Annotated in this window: 10 protein-coding genes; 4 read left to right on the top strand and 6 right to left on the bottom strand. The window is 66.7% G+C overall.

Annotation, left to right across the window (positions count from 1 at the left end; translation table 11 throughout):
• Positions 1 to 6393, top strand: coding sequence for an RHS repeat-associated core domain-containing protein (locus Cco03nite_RS07335; protein ID WP_203690142.1), 6393 nt, complete (start codon positions 1 to 3; stop codon positions 6391 to 6393).
• A gap of 476 nt (positions 6394 to 6869) precedes the next feature.
• On the opposite strand, the gene Cco03nite_RS07330 is transcribed toward Cco03nite_RS07335, so the two are convergent.
• Positions 6870 to 7307 carry a hypothetical protein gene (locus Cco03nite_RS07330; RefSeq protein WP_203690135.1) on the bottom strand — a complete coding sequence of 146 codons (438 nt, stop codon included), beginning with the start codon at positions 7305 to 7307 and terminating at the stop codon, positions 6870 to 6872.
• Positions 7308 to 7344: 37 nt separating this feature from the next.
• Here Cco03nite_RS07330 and Cco03nite_RS07325 point away from each other — a divergent pair, with 37 nt between their 5' ends.
• The gene (locus tag Cco03nite_RS07325; RefSeq protein ID WP_203690133.1) at positions 7345 to 7884 is read left to right on the top strand and encodes a hypothetical protein; all 540 of its coding nucleotides are present in this window, start codon (positions 7345 to 7347) and stop codon (positions 7882 to 7884) included.
• Between the two features lie 51 nt (positions 7885 to 7935).
• Here the strand turns inward: Cco03nite_RS07325 and Cco03nite_RS07320 are convergent, their stop codons facing one another.
• Together Cco03nite_RS07320 and Cco03nite_RS07315 are read right to left on the bottom strand one after the other, a co-directional pair.
• Positions 7936 to 8754 (bottom strand): slipin family protein, encoded by an 819-nt coding sequence (locus Cco03nite_RS07320; RefSeq protein ID WP_203690126.1) that lies wholly within the window; start codon positions 8752 to 8754, stop codon positions 7936 to 7938.
• A complete protein-coding gene (locus Cco03nite_RS07315) occupies positions 8747 to 9988 on the bottom strand; it encodes an NfeD family protein (RefSeq protein ID WP_239167183.1) in 1242 nt (413 codons plus the stop codon). The genes Cco03nite_RS07320 and Cco03nite_RS07315 overlap by 8 nt, the downstream gene beginning before the upstream one ends.
• A 428-nt stretch (positions 9989 to 10416) precedes the next feature.
• Here Cco03nite_RS07315 and Cco03nite_RS07310 point away from each other — a divergent pair, with 428 nt between their 5' ends.
• Positions 10417 to 11388, top strand: a complete 972-nt coding sequence (locus Cco03nite_RS07310) for an Acg family FMN-binding oxidoreductase (RefSeq protein WP_203690122.1) — start codon at positions 10417 to 10419, stop codon at positions 11386 to 11388.
• Complete coding sequence (locus tag Cco03nite_RS07305) at positions 11385 to 14603, top strand: HAD-IA family hydrolase (RefSeq protein ID WP_203690120.1); 3219 nt, start codon at positions 11385 to 11387, stop codon at positions 14601 to 14603. Before Cco03nite_RS07310 ends, Cco03nite_RS07305 begins: the two co-directional genes overlap by 4 nt.
• A 281-nt stretch (positions 14604 to 14884) precedes the next feature.
• Here the strand turns inward: Cco03nite_RS07305 and Cco03nite_RS07300 are convergent, their stop codons facing one another.
• From Cco03nite_RS07300 to Cco03nite_RS07290, 3 genes are all read right to left on the bottom strand, one after another.
• Positions 14885 to 15550, bottom strand: a complete 666-nt coding sequence (locus tag Cco03nite_RS07300; RefSeq protein ID WP_203690119.1) for a carbonic anhydrase — start codon at positions 15548 to 15550, stop codon at positions 14885 to 14887.
• Between the two features lie 147 nt (positions 15551 to 15697).
• Positions 15698 to 15904, bottom strand: coding sequence for a DUF2795 domain-containing protein (locus Cco03nite_RS07295; protein ID WP_203690117.1), 207 nt, complete (start codon positions 15902 to 15904; stop codon positions 15698 to 15700).
• Between the two features lie 103 nt (positions 15905 to 16007).
• A partial coding sequence (locus tag Cco03nite_RS07290) for a phosphoenolpyruvate carboxykinase domain-containing protein (RefSeq protein ID WP_203690115.1) occupies positions 16008 to 16572 on the bottom strand: 565 nt, incomplete at its 5' end.

The raw sequence follows: 16572 nt of genomic DNA, 5'->3' as shown, positions 1-16572 counted from the left end.
ATGAGTTCGCAACGCGGCACAAGGTCGATAATCAATCGTCGCACGGTTCGTTTGCTGGCCCTGCCGCTGGCAGCATCCATGATAATGGGGCTGGCACAGGTCCCGGCACAGGCGGCGCCTGGCGGTAGCGGTCCGGCCCCGCAGGCCCAACGACCCGCCGTACGCGGTCAGATGCTGCCGCGCGAAGTGCCTCGCACGGACCGATCGGCAGCGAATTCGATGGTGCGCGCCGATCGGGTCAAGTGGCCTGCTGGCGGCAGCGTGGAATTCGGCATCGTCTCGGGCAGGCCGATGCCCCAGTCGATTGGCGGGATGACCGTCAAAGCAGAACCGCCAAAGCCGGTTCAGGGAGTTGGCAACAAGTCGGCCGATACCACTCCACAGCGCGTCCGAGTCTCGGTTGTCGAACGTGACCGGGCACAACGCGCAGGACTTGACGGCCCGTTGGTAACCGTCAGCCGCGCGGATGAGCGCAACACCACCGGGCGTCTGCGGCTCACGCTGGACTATGCTCCATTCGCGCACGCTGTAGGCGGAGACTGGGGCGCGCGCCTCAGGCTCGTGCAACTGCCGACCTGCGCGCAGACCGACCCTAGCAAGCCTGAGTGCCGCACAGGAAAGTGGCTTGCATCCACCAACGATGCGCAAGCACAGGCCGTTTCAGCAGAGATCGAGGTGCCCTCCGCCGGCTCGGCACCGGCTCTGTTCGCGCTTACCGCGGGCGACGCCTCCTCGCAGGGCGACTATTCCGCGACCAAGCTGTCGCCATCGTCCTCTTGGTCGACAGCTAAATCCACAGGGGGCTTCTCCTGGTCGTATCCCATCAGAGTCCCGCAGACGCCAAGCGGTTTCGGTCCCCAGATCACTCTGGGCTACTCCTCGCAGTCCGTAGACGGCCGTACGGCAGCTAGCAACAACCAGGGCTCCTGGATCGGCGAAGGATTCTCCTACGAGCCAGGCTACATCGAGCGCCGGTATAAGCCTTGCGCCGATGACGGCCATGAAACCTCAGGAGACCAGTGCTGGGCGTTCCACAACGGCATGCTCGTGCTCGGCGAGCGATCGGGAACGCTCGTCAAGGTAAGCGACCGGTTGTGGAAGCTTAGCAACGATGACGGATCCAAGGTCGAGCGCCTCGATGGGACGACTAACGGCGACGACAACGGCGAGTACTGGAAGATCACCACGACGGACGGCACGCAGTATTTCTTCGGGCAGAACCGCCTGCCTGGCTGGAGTCAGAACAAGGAGGAGACGAACTCGGTCTGGACGGTGCCGGTGTTCGGCGATGACGCGAACGAACCTTGCAACAAGACCGCTGGATTCGCGGATTCGTTTTGTGACCAGGCCTGGCGCTGGAACCTTGATCACGTAATCGACCCACGCGGCAACGTCATGTCGTACTTCTACGAACGTGAGACAAACTACTACGCGCGAGGAGCGCGTACCGATGTCGACGGCGCGGCCTACCACCGCGGCGGCTGGCTCGCCCGTATCGATTATGGGCAGCGTCAGAACGAGGTCTACACGACGAACGCGCCCGCGCGAGTGGTTTTCACAACAACTGAACGATGCATCCCCGGTGGTGCTCTTGACTGCGATCCGCAGGACCTGAACGAGGACACCGCAGCCTCATGGCCCGACGTGCCTGAGGACCGGCTATGCCTACAGAACACCCACTGCGAGTACACCCAAACGTCACCGACCTATTTCACACGCAAGCGCCTGACCAAGATCGAAACCGAGATTCGTGAAGCCTCCGACTGGACGCTTGTCGAGTCCTGGAAGTTGGAACACGAGTTCAAGACCAATGATGACAACTCGCGCACCCTTTGGCTGAAGAAGCTCATCCACGCTGGGCATCGCGGTGGCACTGAGACGATGCCGGCCGTGGAGTTCGAGGGCATCCAGCTCCCGAATCGGGTCGACAGTCTCGATGACGCCATCGGTGCGTTGATCAGATATCGACTCGCGGGAATAACCACAGACTCCGGCTCCCAGATCACGATCAACTACAAGGCGAGCGACTGCGAAGCGGATCAGCCCCCAGCGGAGGGGCAGTCCACCAAGCGGTGCTATCCCGTGAAGTGGAATCCCTTCGGAGGGGGCGAGGACGACCGCGTCACCGACTGGTTCAACAAGTATGTAGTCGAAAACGTCATCGAGGACGACCTTGTCGGCGGTAACCCCGATATGGTGACCGCCTACGAGTATGTGGGCGACGCGGCATGGCGCAAGGCAGAACCTGATGGTTTCACAAAAGCGGAGGATCTCACGTGGTCTGATTGGCGCGGGTACTCACACGTGATCGTCCGTAAAGGCGACGGCCAGGTCATGGCCGGCCGGACGGAGCACTACTTTTTAAGAGGCCTCAGCGGCGGAAAGAAAGCCGATGGAACTACGCCTGTCGTGACGGTCGGCGATTCGACAGGTAAAACGTATACCGACTACAACGAACTAGTCGGCCATGAACTCGAGACCGTGCTCTACAACGGTAGTGACATTGTCACTAAGACCATCAACGAGCCGTGGCGACATGTCACGCGAACACAGAGCGAGAACTGGGGTTCCAGCGCGGCCGTGATGGTGCGCAGCGACGTTGTGCGAAGTTATACCGCGCTGCCGGACAACGCCCAAGGTCAACCCGTTTGGCGAGAGACCAAGAAGATTAGCAAGTACGACACGACCTGGGGTCGCCTTGAGTCAGTAGACGATCTTGGTGAACCGGGCGCGGACAAGCTTGCAGACGACATCTGCACGCGAACGTACTACGTCGACAACCCGGATACGTACATGTACAGCTACGTATCCCGCACACAATCGGTGTCCGTGAGCTGCTCGGACACCACGCCGGACTATGGAACCGAACTGCTGGCAGACCAGCGCACCAGCTATGACCTGCGAGCCTGGAATGAGCCACCACTTAAAGGCACTGTCACGCGCGCTGAGTCGCTCGATCGTTTCGACGGTACGACCATCCTCCATATACCCACGACCGAGGCGACGGCAGTCGATGTATTCGGGCGGTCGACCGCTGTCAAGGACGCTCGCGGCTACACAACCACCACCCAATACACCGAGATGAACGGTCTCACGGTCACCAAAATGGTGACGAACACACTCGGCCACAGCACCACCACCACCTACGACCCGGCCTACAGCGCTCCGACGGTGATAACCGATTCGAACGGCAGGCGCACGGACATCACTGTCGATGCTCTGGGCCGGATCACCGCGGTGTGGATGCCGGACCGCGACAAGAGCCAGGGTGTCGCAGCCAGCCAAAAGTTCAGGTACGACGTACGAACCAACAACGCCATGGTCGTGACGACCGAACGGTTGAACAACGATGGCACGTACCGGACTAGCCACGAGCTCTTCGACGGGATGCTGCGCTCGCGACAGACCCAGGTGCCCGGCCCAGATGGTGGATGGATCGTCGCGGACACCTTCTACCTCGGTACCGGGAATGTTGCCAAGAACAATGCGCCCTACCACGTGCTGGGCGTCGGCGGCCAGACTCCACTGACTGTGCCCGAGAGCGCCGTCAACGGGCAGACCATCTACACCTACGACGATGCGGGCCGCACCATCGTTGAGGCGTTCGCTGTAGCTGGAGTCGTGTCGAGTGTGACGACCACCGCCTACGCCGGAGATCGCCTACACATCGATCCCCCCGACGGCGGTGTTCCAGTCACCAGCGTCACCGACGCGCGCGGCAACGCCACAGAACTGCACCAGTACCTCGGCGCAGCTCCGAGCGGCGCTGCAGACGTCACCCGATACACCTACACCCCAGGCGGGCTGCTCAACACCATCACCGACCCGCTGGGCAACACCTGGGACTACGACTACAACCAGCGTGGGCAAAAAGTGCTTGTCCGCGACCCGGACAGCGGGCAGACAGAATACTCATACGACACCGCCGGAAACGTGAAGACTGCTACCAGCGAACAGGGTGGCGTCATCTCTCACAAGTACGACGAGCTCGGTCGAAAGATCGAGACATGGCAGGGTGCGGTTGACACCGGGACGAAGCTGTCCGCCTGGAAATACGACACCATCGCCAAGGGGTTCCTGTACTACTCCGCGCGTTACACGAACAACGGAACCTACTTTATAAGCTACCCGAGCCTGGACAAGCTCAACCGCCCGCTGACAACCCGCTACAGCATTCCCAGCGGAGACGTCGGACCGATCCTCGGCCGAACCTACGACTTCACCACCGAGTACAACACGGACGGAACAGTTCGCGGTGCCGGCATGCCCGCAGCGGGTGGCCTTCCAGCCGAATCGGTCGTCACCAGTTATGACTCGCTGCGGCGGCCGATCTCGCTGACCGGCAGCACGAGCTACGTAACGTCAACGGACTACGGCAAGCTCGGCGAGCTTCTCAAAGCAAACCTTTCCACAGGCGGCAGCGGCAAGTGGGCGGCCCTCAACTGGTGGTATGAGCGTGGCACCGGCCGACTGAGCAGGTCCACCGTGTCGCGCCAAGGACAGCCGGTCAGCGACCTCGACGCCTACTACAGCTACGACAAAGCAGGCAATATCAAGTCCATCGCGGACACACCGGTGGGCGGAACACGTGACGTCCAGTGCTTCAGCTACGACTATCTGAGACGTCTGGTCGAAGCGTGGGCCAACAACAGCATCACCAAAACATGCGACGACGGTGTGACCGAGACCGGAGTCGGCGGCCCTGCTCCGTATCACCAGAGCTGGACGTTCGACAAGGTCGGCAATCGCGAAACGGAGACGATCCACTCGATTACCGGTGGACCGGCGACCGAGCGCGTCTACGGCTACCCGGCACAGGGCCCCAGCGCAGACCAACCGCACACGCTCAGGACCGTCACCGAGAGCGGACCCGGCGGCGACAAGGTATTCGCGTACGCGTACGACGACACAGGCAACACGATCTGCAGGCCCGCAGGTACCAGCTCGAACACGTGCTCGCCGACTGGGTCCACGAACCACCAGGCACTGACCTGGGATGCCGAGGGCCACATGAAGTCGAGCATGCCGCAGGGCGGTGCCGCCACCAACTACGTCTATGACGCCGATGGCAGCCGAATCGTGCGGAAGGAGCCGGGAGGAAAGGTAACCCTCTACCTTCCGGGCATGGAGCTGGCGCTCACCGGTTCGACGGTCGCCGCCACGCGGTCTTACATCTTCGCTGACAAGACCGTCGCAGTGCGTAACAGCAGTGGTGTCTACTTCCAGGCGTCCGACCACCACCAGACCGCGACCTGCTCCATCAACGCTCTCACAGGAAGCATTCAGTGGCGTCGCACAACTCCCTACGGAACATCCCGCGAAGGCACGCCCCCTACGTCATGGCCAGACCAGAAGGGCTTCGTAGGGGGAGCACAGGATCCGACCACCAGCCTCATCCACCTGGGTGCCCGAGAGTATGACCCTGCAACAGGCCAGTTCATCAGCATCGACCCAGTGATAGATCCCAAGGCGCCGCAACAGCTACAGGGGTACGCCTACGGAAACAACAGCCCTGTTACCTCCAGCGACCCGAGCGGCCTGTGGTCCTTCGGGTTTGGGGACGGCATAGCAGAGAGCCTCAAGAAGAAGATCAAATGCATCTTCGGCTGTAGCAATCCCGATGCGAATGGTGACAACAAGCTCAGCACAGGCGATTTCGCGGTCAATATGGCAGGCTGCGGTGACGCGAACCAGTGGAGATACAACCTCGGCCCGCAAAGAGGCCTCTGCGGCTACAGCGGCGACATCCACGCGGGTGGCGACCTCGCCGGCGACATGCTCGGCGCTAACGACTACCTGTACTGCATCCAAGGCGACCTTTCGGCCTGTGCATGGATCGTCGGTAGTGCAATCGTAAGCGGTATCGTAGGTATCGCAGTCAAAGCGGCGGCACGCGCCATCAAGACTATCGCGCGAACCCTCAAAGAGGTGCCGGAGCCAAAAGTCGGGGGTAACCCATCGGGGACCTCTGGCCCCTGGTTGCCGGATAAGGGCGTCACTCCGGGTGGTGCACCCACTCAGACCACGCCTGGCTCATGCATCTCTGCGTGCGGGCAAATGTTGTCGAACGGCGCGCTGAGTGAAGCGGAGCTGCTGGAGAATATCGGGAACTGGGGGAATCCGAAGAGACTGGCGGACGAGCTCAACAAGCTCGAAGACGGCGGCGATTGGGTACACAGTGGTTTCGGCTCCGGCGAGCATGCGCTCGAAGCCGCGAATCGAGGTCCAATGGGCGCGGTGCTCTTCGCGCCGGGAAATAGGCACATGGTGGTGATCGAACCGTTGGGGAATGGAAACTTCCTGGTGCGTGACACGCTTCCGTCTGGCCGCACATATAAGGTAGATTCGAACTGGATCAAGACGTGGGTCGTCGAAGGCGTCTTCAGGAACTAGGGTCGAGTGAAATGCAACTCCTTTCAATTGAGGTCGTGTCCGACGACCTCTACTACGTAACTTTCAGGAAAGATGCGGAGGACATTCGAGTGCAGCTCGAGGTGGACCGGCTGGCTGACGGTATGCCGCGCGTCGCATTCGAGCCGTACCTGCCGTCTCTCGGCTTTGACGGAGACCCGAGACCGTTATACGCCCTTGGGATCGCCCTCAGAGTGGCACGGGAGTCGCTCCGCGGCGAATCTCAGTAGACAACCGCAGGTGGTGGGTTGTGGTGCGGACCAGCGCCACAACCCACCAACGTGGCGCGCGCAACCGGCGGGTCCGCTGCACCGATAGGTGACAGTTGTAGTCACGGCGTTGTTCCGTTGCCGAGGAGCCGCTTGATAAGGCCGTCGGGGACGGCGAGCAGGGCGACGGCGACGGCCTGGCGGATCCACTAGGCGGCAGCGGTGATGAGGTAGATCGTGATCAAGATGCTATCGGGCGTCGAACGGCAGGCCGTTCCACGCGGCTTGCATGCCGGCGATGCCTGCTGCGGCGAGCAGCATCGCGGTGACGGGGTGGTGCAGAGGTTCGGTCCAGGGTTTGTCGTGTAGGGCGGGGAAGAGGGGTGCGGCCAGGCCTACGGTGACCGCGACGAGTGCGGCGGGTGCGGCGGCGGCCGGGGTCGGGGTGAGGAAGTCGGGGGACAGGTCGGGTGAGCCGCCGAATATGGCGTCGGCGAGTAGTCCGAACAGGCCGGCGATGGCCAGGCCGACTGCTGCGGTGAACGTGAGCAGGCGTCCGGCGCGGGTCGTGTGGCGTCCCGGGTGCCCTTCGTCCTGGTCGTAGCGCAGCAGCGCTGCGGCGGCGAAGCGTCCACCGGCGACGGCGGCCCAGGTGGTGAGCATCGCGGCGACGGCGTACTGGGGCATGTTGAAGTAGGCGGTGATCTTGGCGTAGTCGTCGGCGGTGTACGAGAGGTTGTTCGGCAGCAGATTCTGGGCGTCCGGTGATGTCCTGGATCGCCAGGACGTCGGCAGCCACCGACGGCAGGATGACTGCGGCCAGGTGCCGTACCCGCAGCCGCGCGCCGGTGATCGGGCCCGAGGCGATAGGGGAGACGGGCTGACGGCTGTCGAGCGCCCCATAGGCCCGAGCGAAGGTGTCGGTTTCGAGAGTCACCGGCTGCAACCTGAACTGCTCCTGCAACGCTGCGCCGGCGTCGACCGGCGCGGCGGACCGGCCGAGGACGACGACTGCAGCGAGCTGCTCGGGGTCGACGTCGGTGGCGGCCACGGCCTCGACGGCCGCGGCAACCAGCTGCCGACGCATCTGGGCGGCAGGCTGATCCAGGTGGGTGCGCGTGAGCATGTGCTGGACCAGGGACACCTCAGAGCCGGTGGCGGCGGTGTCGCAGACCAGGACACATCCGCCGTCCGCAACCGGGGCGACGGTGTGGGCGTGAGCAGCCGCTGCCACAGGCGCGGCGACGATCACCGGGACCGGTAGCCCCTACGGGCACCGGGTTCGGAAGGCGTCTCAGGCCGAACCGTTGAGGGCTCAGGCGTCCGCGCCACCAACGGTGCCTGCAGCCCGGCCTGCTGCGGTGGCTTGTCCGTCGGCGTTGCGGCGCACCACGTCGACCATGCGCAGCAGCTCGACCGGCACCGGGAAGATCAGCGTCGAGTTCCGTTCGGCGCTGACCTCGACCATCGTGCCGAGCACCCGCAGCTGCAGCGCGGCGGGGTGGTCCTCCATCAACTGCGCCGCCCGGGCCAGGTCGGTGGCCGACTGGTACTCGCCCTGGGCGTGGATGACCTTTGCGCGGCGCTCACGTTCGGCTTCGGCTTGAGCGGCCATGGCGCGTCGCATGGTGTCGGGCAGCTCGACATCCTTGATCTCCACAAGGGTCACCTTGACGCCCCATGGACTGGTGACCTCGTCGACGATGCGCTGGAGGCGCTGGTTGATCTCATCACGCTTGGTCAGCAGCTCGTCCAGGTCGACCTGGCCCAGGATGCTGCGCAGCGTGGTCTGGGCGATCTGGAACGTGCCGTTGGTGTAGTTCTCGATCACCACCACGGACGAGACCGGGTCGATGACGTTGAAGTAGGTCACCGCGTTGACCCGTACGGTCACGTTGTCGCGGGTGATGATGTCCTGCGGTGGGATCTCCATGGTGACGGTGCGCAGCGATACCCGTACCACACGGTCCACGACGGGGATGATGAAGAACAGCCCCGGGCCCTTGGCGCCGATCACCCGGCCCAGCCGGAAGATCACCCCTCGCTCGTACTCGGGGAACACGCGTACCGAGGCGAAGAACAGCAGCACCGCCACCGCCACCGCGATGATCAAGGCGATGAGCGACTCATTCACGGGGAACCTCTCCTTCGCCCGGGTCTGGGCCGGCACGGTGGTCGACCGGTTCGACGAGGAGGCGCAGCCCGTCCATGCCGACCACCCGCACCTGCTGGCCGGGCCGCAGCGGTGCACCGTCAGCGGACTCGGCCGCCCACCAGGCGCCTTGCAGGTGGACGTCGGTGCCGCCGTCCGTCGCGGCGGTCACCGGCGCGGTGGCGCCGATGAGCGTGCCGGCGCCGGACACGGGCGGGCCGCGCCGGGCCCGCCACGCCAGCCGCCCCGCGATCATCGAGCCGGCGCCCACGATCAGGGCGGTCGGCACGAGCACGGCCGGGTTGACCCGCAGGGTGCCCTCGAACAGGAACACCCCGGCCAGCACGAGCGCGATCGCGCCACCGGCGGCGAACACGCCGATCCCGGGGGCGAAAAGCTCGGCGGCGAACAGGCCTGCCGCCAGAGCCAGCAGTGCCAGTCCGGCCACCGACACCGGCAGGACGCTGAGCGCGAAGAACCCGAGGATCAGCAGGATCACGCCGACCGCGCCGCTGAACCCGTGCCCTGGCGCTGCGAGCTCGTACATGACGGCGAGGGTGCCCAGCGACAGGAACAGGAACGCCAGCGTCGGGTCGGCGAGCACTCCGAGCAGCTGGCGTGCCCAGCCGGGTGCGTAGTCGGTGACCGTGGCGCCGGCAGTTCGCAACGTCACCGTGCTGCCGTCGGCGAGGGTGACCGCGCGGCCGTCGAGAGAGCTCAGCAGCGCCGGTCGGTCGGCTGCGATCAGATCCACCGCGCCGAGGCGCAGGGCTTCGGCCGCGGGCACGGCCCGCCCCTGGCGCACGGTGTCGACGGCGAAGCCGGTGTCGCGTCCGCGCTCGGCGGCCACCGACTCGGCGAACGCCGCCGCGTCGTTGATCACCTTGTCACTGGCCTTCTGCCCGGTCTGGGCGTCGACAGGGGTGGCCGCGCCGATGGTGGTTCCGGGCGCCATCGCCGCGACGTGCGCCGCGAACGTGATCAACGCGCCGGCCGAGGCGGCACGGGCACCCGGCGGACTGACGTACACCACGACCGGGACCTTCGCCGCGAGCAGCGCCTGCACCATGTCGCGCATCGACGTGTCCAGGCCGCCTGGTGTGTCCAGTTCCAGGAGCAGGGCCGGCGCGCCGAGGTCTTCCGCCTGGCGTACCGCGTCGGTGACGTAGCCGGCGGCGACCGGGGTGATCGGGCCGTCCACACGGACCGCGAGCACCTCGTCAGACGCTGCCCGCGCTGTGGCAGGGCAGAAGGACACGAGCGCAAGCGTTGCCAGCGCTAGAAGCCGTACCCCGATGGATTTCATGGCACTCACTTCGATCATGCGCTGCGGTTGGACCGCCGGCAACACGCATGTGGCAGGCCTGCGGCAGGCACTTCTGCGATCGGCCCTGGTCGCGGGCTCGAGGCAGTCGTGCCGCCGGGCCGTACCGCTGCTCGCGCGCCGCGGTTCCAGCGTAAGCCGATACGAAATGATCGCTTATCGCGCTATTCGGGATGAATATATAATCAATATTGATCTCGCATTGCGCCATGATCGTGGACAGCGGAATGCTCGGCATCCGCGCCGAGCGGCGGGTCCGTCAACGGCCGCCAGAACCGGGCGGGTCGTCCCGGTACGCGTAGAAACCATGGCGAGAGGAAATGGACGCAACGTCGCTTCGGCGGCGGCGAGCTCTGATCGAGGCCGCACGTGACGCCCTCGCCGCTCCGTCGATTTTCAACACGCAGCCGTGGACGTGGCGAAGCGCCGACGACTGGTTGCAGTTGTGGGCCGACCGCAGCCGCCAGCTGCGGTCCACTGACTTCGCCGGACGGCAGTTGACCATCAGCTGCGGTGCCGCGCTGCATCACGCGCGGGTCGCGCTGGCGGCCGCGGGCCATCAGGTACAGGTCGACCGGATCCCGGATCCCGGCTCGCCGGGGCTGCTCGCGCGCATCGCCATCACAGGTGCGCACGTGCCGACGGATGAAGAGGTCGCGTCGTACCGGGCGATCGGGGACCGCCATACCGACCGGCGGGCTTTCACCGCCGAGGCCGTCGCCGGCCGGGTGCTCAGCGAGCTGGTCGCAGCAGCGGAGCAGCAGGGGGCTCACCTGTATGCGGTGCCCGCTGAACAGGTCAGGGTCCTCGGAGCGGCCGCGGCGCACGCGGAGGCGGTGCACCAGGCCGATCCCGGATACCGTGACGAGCTGATGATGTGGACCAACCGCCCGGCCGACAGCGGGGACGGGGTGCCCGCGACGACGGCGGTCACGCCGTCCACGCGCGCTGTGCCGGTACGTGACTTCACGCTGTTCAGCCGCGGGCGTTCGGCCGGTCTCGACCACGATGCGGGCGCCCGGTTCGCGATGGTCTTCACATATGGCGACGACGTCGCCGACTGGTTGCGGGCCGGGGAGGCGCTGTCTGCCGTGCTGCTGGCTGCGACGGCCGCGCGGTTGGGCAGCGCGCCGATCAGCGACGTCATCGAGGTGCGGGCCACGCGAGAGCAGTTGGGCCGCCTGCTGCGGGGCGGCGGCCACCCGCAGGCGGTGGTGCGGGTCGGGCATCCGCCGGCCGGGGGACCGGCCACCTGTCCGCGCCGCGCGCCACCAGAGGTCATCAACCCATGAGCGCCCCGGCCGGTGGGCTGTTCATCGAACACGTAGACGCGGTCGTGTTCGACCTGGACGGGGTGCTGACCGACACCGCCAGCCTGCATGCGGCAGCCTGGCAGGAGGCCTTCGACAGCATGCTTCAGGACGTGGCTCGACAGGGCGGGCCCGCGTTCACGCCGTTCGATGCCGGCGCGGAGTACCGGGCACATGTCGACGGCCGTCCTCGGATCGACGGGGCGCGCGGGTTCATCGCGGCCAGGGGCCTGAACCTGCCGGAGGGCACGCCCGCGGACCCGCCGGGGACGGCGACCGTTTGGGCGGTCGCCAACCGCAAGAACCAGTTGCTGCGGCAAAGGCTGGCCGAGCAGGGGGTACGGACGTTCCCGTCCTCGGTCGCGCTGGCGCGGCGGCTGCGTGCGGCCGGGGTGTTCACCGCAGTGGTCACCGCCAGCCGCAACGCCACCCAGGTCCTGGCCGCCTCGCAGTTGGGCGATCTGTTCGACGTGCGGGTGGACGGCACGGACGCGGCAGCCCTCGGCCTGCCCGGCAAACCGGATCCCGCGACATACCTGGAGGCGGTGCGCCGGTTGCACGTGTCACCTGACCGCGCCGTGATCATCGAGGACGCGGAGCCCGGTGTCGAGGCGGGACGGCGTGGTGGCTTCGGACTCGTGGTCGGCGTCGACCGTGACAGCAGCGGCGCGCTGGCCGCAGCCGGGGCGCACATCGTGGTCGCCGACCTGGCCGACCTGCCCGTCGACCTGGTGGGCCTGCATACGCTGCCCGGTGACACCGGCGCGCCGCAGGGGCTGCTCGGCGGCGGCCGGCCGAGCACCGGCTGGACACTGCGCTACAACGGCTACGACCGCGGCAGGGAAGGCCTGCGCGAGGCCCTGTGCACGCTCGGCAACGGCTACGTGGCGACCCGTGGCGCCGCCGCCGAGTGCCAGGCCGACGGCGCGCACTACCCAGGCACCTACATGTCCGGCCTCTACAACCGGCTCACCACGCCGATAGACGGACGCCTGATCGAGCATGAGCACCTGGTCAACGCCCCGAACTGGCTGCCGTTGCGGTTCCGGATCGCCGGCGGTGACTGGTTCAGCCCGGACACGGCGCACCTGATCGACCACCAGCTCGAACTCGATCTGCGCGCCGGGGTTCTCACCCGGGTGCTGCGCTGGTGCGATCCGTCCGGGCGGCTGACCCGGGTGCAGCAGCGCCGACTCGTGCACCTGGCCACCCCACACATCGCCGCGCTGGAGACCACCTTCGTGGCCGAGAACTGGTCCGGTGGCCTGCAGGTGTGCACGGGGATCGACGGCGGCGTCGTCAACGCCAACCTGCCCGAGGACGCCCCGCTGACCAGGGTGCACCTGCAGACCGAACAGACGTGCATCATCGAACCCGACACGATCCTGCTGACGGCCGTGACCACACAATCGCGGATCCGCATCGCGGCGGCGGCCCGCACCCGTGTGCGCGACAGCGCGGGCCACGATGTGCCGGTGAGCCGCGCTCCGCACAGCGGCGAAGCGTCTTTCGTCGGGCAGGACATGGACCTGGACCTGGCCGAGGGCCGCCCGGTCATCGTCGAGAAGGTCGCCGCGATCGCCACCTCGCGCGACCCCGCGATCAGCGAGCCCGGGTCGGCGGTGTGCACCGCGCTCGGCCGCGCCGGTGACTTCTTCGACCTGCTGGTCACCCACGAACGGGCCTGGCAGCGGCTGTGGGACCTGTTCGATCTGACCCTCGACGCCGACGACGAGGTCACCCTCGCGCTGCGGCTGCACACGTTCCACCTGCTGCAGGCGCTGTCGCCGCACACGGCGCAGCTCGACGCGGGCGTGCCGGCACGCGGCCTGCACGGTGAGGGTTACCACGGACACGTGTTCTGGGACGAGATGTTCGTGTTCCCCGTGTTCAACCTCCGGATGCCGTCGCTGTCGCGTGCCTTGCTGCTCTACCGGTGGCGGCGGCTGGAGCAGGCACGCCACGCGGCCCGCGCGGCGGGATATCGCGGCGCGATGTTCCCCTGGCAGAGCGCCAGTGACGGCCGGGAGGAGACGCCTGACGAGCTTTTCGACCGGCGGCTCGGGCAGTGGATCCCCGACTTCTCGCACCTGCAGCGCCATGTCGGCATTGCCATCGCCTATGACGTCTGGCAGTACTACCAGGTCACCGCCGACGTCGACTTCCTCGCCGAATACGGCGCAGAGATGATCATCGAGATTGCACGCTTCCTGACCAGCATCGTCGCCTACGATCCGGTCGACGAGCGATACGGCATCGCCGGCATCGTCGGCCCCGACGAATACCACACCGCCTATCCCGGCGCGCGCGAAGCGGGCCTGCGCGACAACGCCTACACCAACGTCATGACCGCGTGGGTGCTGCACCGCGCCCTCGACGTGATCAACCTGCTTACCGGCCACCATTGCGGACTGCTGTGGGAGCAGTTGGGCATCAGCGAGGTCGAGACCCGGCTGTGGGAACAGGTCAGCAGACGGATGCGGGTGCCGTTCCACGACGGTGTCATCAGTCAGTTCGACGGGTACGGGCAGCTGGCCGAGTTCGACTGGGACGCCTACCGGGCCCGCTACGGCGACCTCGTCGGCATCGACGCGATCCTGCGCGTGCAGGGGGCGAGCCCCAACCAGTACCAGCTGTCCAAACAGGCCGACGTGCTCATGCTGCTCTACCTGCTGTCGGCCGAGGAGCTTCGCGACCTGTTCGCCCGGCTCGGCTACGACCTCGACGGCCCCACCATCGAGGCCACCGTGTGCTACTACCTGGCCCGGGTAGCCCACGGCTCCAGCCTCAGCCGGATCGCACACTGCTGGGTCCAGGCCCGGGCCGACCGCGAACAGTCCTGGGCGCTTTTCCTGCAGGCGCTACGCGCCGACCTCGACGACACCCGCGGCGGCAGTACCCGAGAGGGAGTGCACCTGGGCGCGATGGCCGGCACCGTCGACCTCGCGCTGCGCTGCTACACCGGTTTGGAGACCCGCGACGACACCCTGTACTTCCATCCCCTGCTGCCCAACGAGCTGCACGCGCTGCACGCCGAGCTCTGCTACCGCGGCCACTGGATCGTCGTCGACCTCGACCATGTACGGCTGCGACTCTTGCTGCGGCCCTGCCAGGCCGCCCCCATCCGTGTCGACGTCGACGGCAGCATCCATCTCCTCACTGCAGGTGACCAGCGCGAGTTCCCTCTTGCCAGATGACCTGATTGGTCCGGCCGAAAGTTCGAAGCGCACCTTGGCGCCCTCGGCCGCGTAGTAGCGCCACGGCCGAGGGGACACCGGGACGGTTGCCCGGACTCGTCGTCGCGATGCGCATGTACGAGACCCGTCCGCACGCGTGCGGTCAGTTGGTGGGGCTGGGTGTGGCGCCCAATAGCACCGGCCTCGGCGGGCGACGTGCGAGCGGCGTCGGCGGTTGGCCGCGCCGGTGACGCTGGGCCGCGTACCGCGCCTGGTCGGGGATTTGATCCACACCGCAGCGCTCACACGAACCTCACTTCGCCCGTGTCCAGGTCGTAGACGGCGCCTGCGACGTACAGCTGTCCGTTCCGTGCCCGGCTGCCGATGACCGGGCTGCGGTGCAGGCAACGGATCTGCAGCGCGATGTTGGCCCGGACTGCGTTGGCGACCAGGTCGCCCGGCCTGCCGAGGGCCGCTTCCACGGCTGGGCGAAGATGCTGCACGAGGATGCTGACGTGGTCGGGCATGGCGGTGGTGGTGAGTGCTCCGGCGGCGGCCGCGACCGCACCGCAGCGTTCGTGGCCGAGGACCACGATCAGTGGTGGCTGAAAGTGTTCCAGTGCGTACTCGATACTGCCGGTGACGAGGTCGTCGGCGATGTTTCCGGCGACGCGGTTGTCGAACATGTCGCCCAGTCCCTGGTCGAAGAGGATCTCCGGAGCGACTCGCGAGTCCGCGCAGCCGAGCGTGATGACGAAAGGCTGCTGGCCGGAGGCGAGCAGGTGCTGCCGACGGGGCTGCTGGTGGGGGTGGCGGGTTCGGCCCTCGACGAACCTGCGGTTGCCCTCGGTCAGCCGGGCCAGTGCTTGCGAAGCGGTGCGTGGTGCGTTCCAGGGGGCCGGGCTGGGCGAGCTGAGGGTGGGCAGCGCCAGCGGCAGACCCGCTGCCAGCAGTGCACGTCTACGCATGATGTCTCGTCCTTGCGCTGTGGGTGATGTACGTCGACGCGCACCCCTGCCGGGGCATGGGCCGGGAGCCCGGGGAAACCATGCCGCCTCCGTTCACCGTGTGGTGCCAGAACAGGCCGCCCAGGCCTGTCCTGGCGCCAAGCGTGGTCAGTCGCCGATGGGGATGTGGCCGAGGTCGGTCCACATGTCGCGCATGGCCGGGTAGGGGCGCTCCGGCAGGGTTCTGATGACCTCGATGACCTCGGGCCGGGCGTGACTGCCGGCGGCGAAGGCCAGCAGCCGGTCACGGGTGGCGGGCCCTGCGGTGAACGCGGCTTCGATGTGGTTGGCGAGCTCGGTGCGGGTGACGGTCACCGGGTTCTCCTCAGGTGTCGGTGTTCGGAGGGCGGCGTGGCCCGCCGCTCGGGGAAGGAGGATGGATTCAACGGGCCACGCCACGATCATGGGGAGGTGCGGTTCAGCGCAGTCGCTCTTTCAAGCTGTCGATCTCGGTCCACAGAATGCCCGGCAGCTTCTCGCCGAACTGGTTGAACCACTCGGCGATCTGCGGGACTTCCACGGCCCACTCGAGCGGGTCGACGTGCAGTGCCGCGGCCAGGTCGGCGTCGGTGACGTCCAGGCCGTCAGTGTCGATCGCGGCCGGGTACGGGACGAGACCGATGGGGGTGTCGACGGCGTCGGCGGTGCCTTCGAGGCGTTCGACGACCCATTTGAGCACGCGGGAGTTCTCGCCGTATCCGGGCCACAGGAAACGGCCGTCGTCGCCGCGGCGGAACCAGTTGACCTGGAAGATCTTCGGCAGCTTGTCCGGGTCGGCGTCCTTGCCGAGATCCACCCAGTGGGTGAGGTAGTCCCCGGCGTGGTAGCCGATGAACGGCAACATGGCCATCGGGTCGCGGCGCACGACGCCGACCTGCCCGACGGCGGCGGCGGTGGTCTCGCTGGACAGGGTCGCGCCCATGAACACGCCGTGGATCCAGTCCCGTGACTGGGCAACCAGCGGGACGGTGGTCTTGCGTCGG

This window comes from Catellatospora coxensis (assembly GCF_016862635.1).
GTDB lineage: Bacteria > Actinomycetota > Actinomycetes > Mycobacteriales > Micromonosporaceae > Catellatospora > Catellatospora coxensis.
Note: the sequence above shows the minus strand (reverse complement) of the source record. Positions and strands in the feature narration are given on the sequence as shown.

What these genes read in the sequence shown, in the direction of transcription:
- Cco03nite_RS07335 (WP_203690142.1), top strand. Translation starts at nt 1, where the DNA reads ATGAGTTCGCAACGCGGCACAAGGTCGATAATCAATCGTCGCACGGTT.
- Cco03nite_RS07330 (WP_203690135.1), bottom strand. Translation starts at nt 7,307, where the DNA reads ATGCCCCAGTACGCCGTCGCCGCGATGCTCACCACCTGGGCCGCCGTC.
- Cco03nite_RS07310 (WP_203690122.1), top strand. Translation starts at nt 10,417, where the DNA reads ATGGACGCAACGTCGCTTCGGCGGCGGCGAGCTCTGATCGAGGCCGCA.
- Cco03nite_RS07305 (WP_203690120.1), top strand. Translation starts at nt 11,385, where the DNA reads ATGAGCGCCCCGGCCGGTGGGCTGTTCATCGAACACGTAGACGCGGTC.
- Cco03nite_RS07300 (WP_203690119.1), bottom strand. Translation starts at nt 15,550, where the DNA reads ATGCGTAGACGTGCACTGCTGGCAGCGGGTCTGCCGCTGGCGCTGCCC.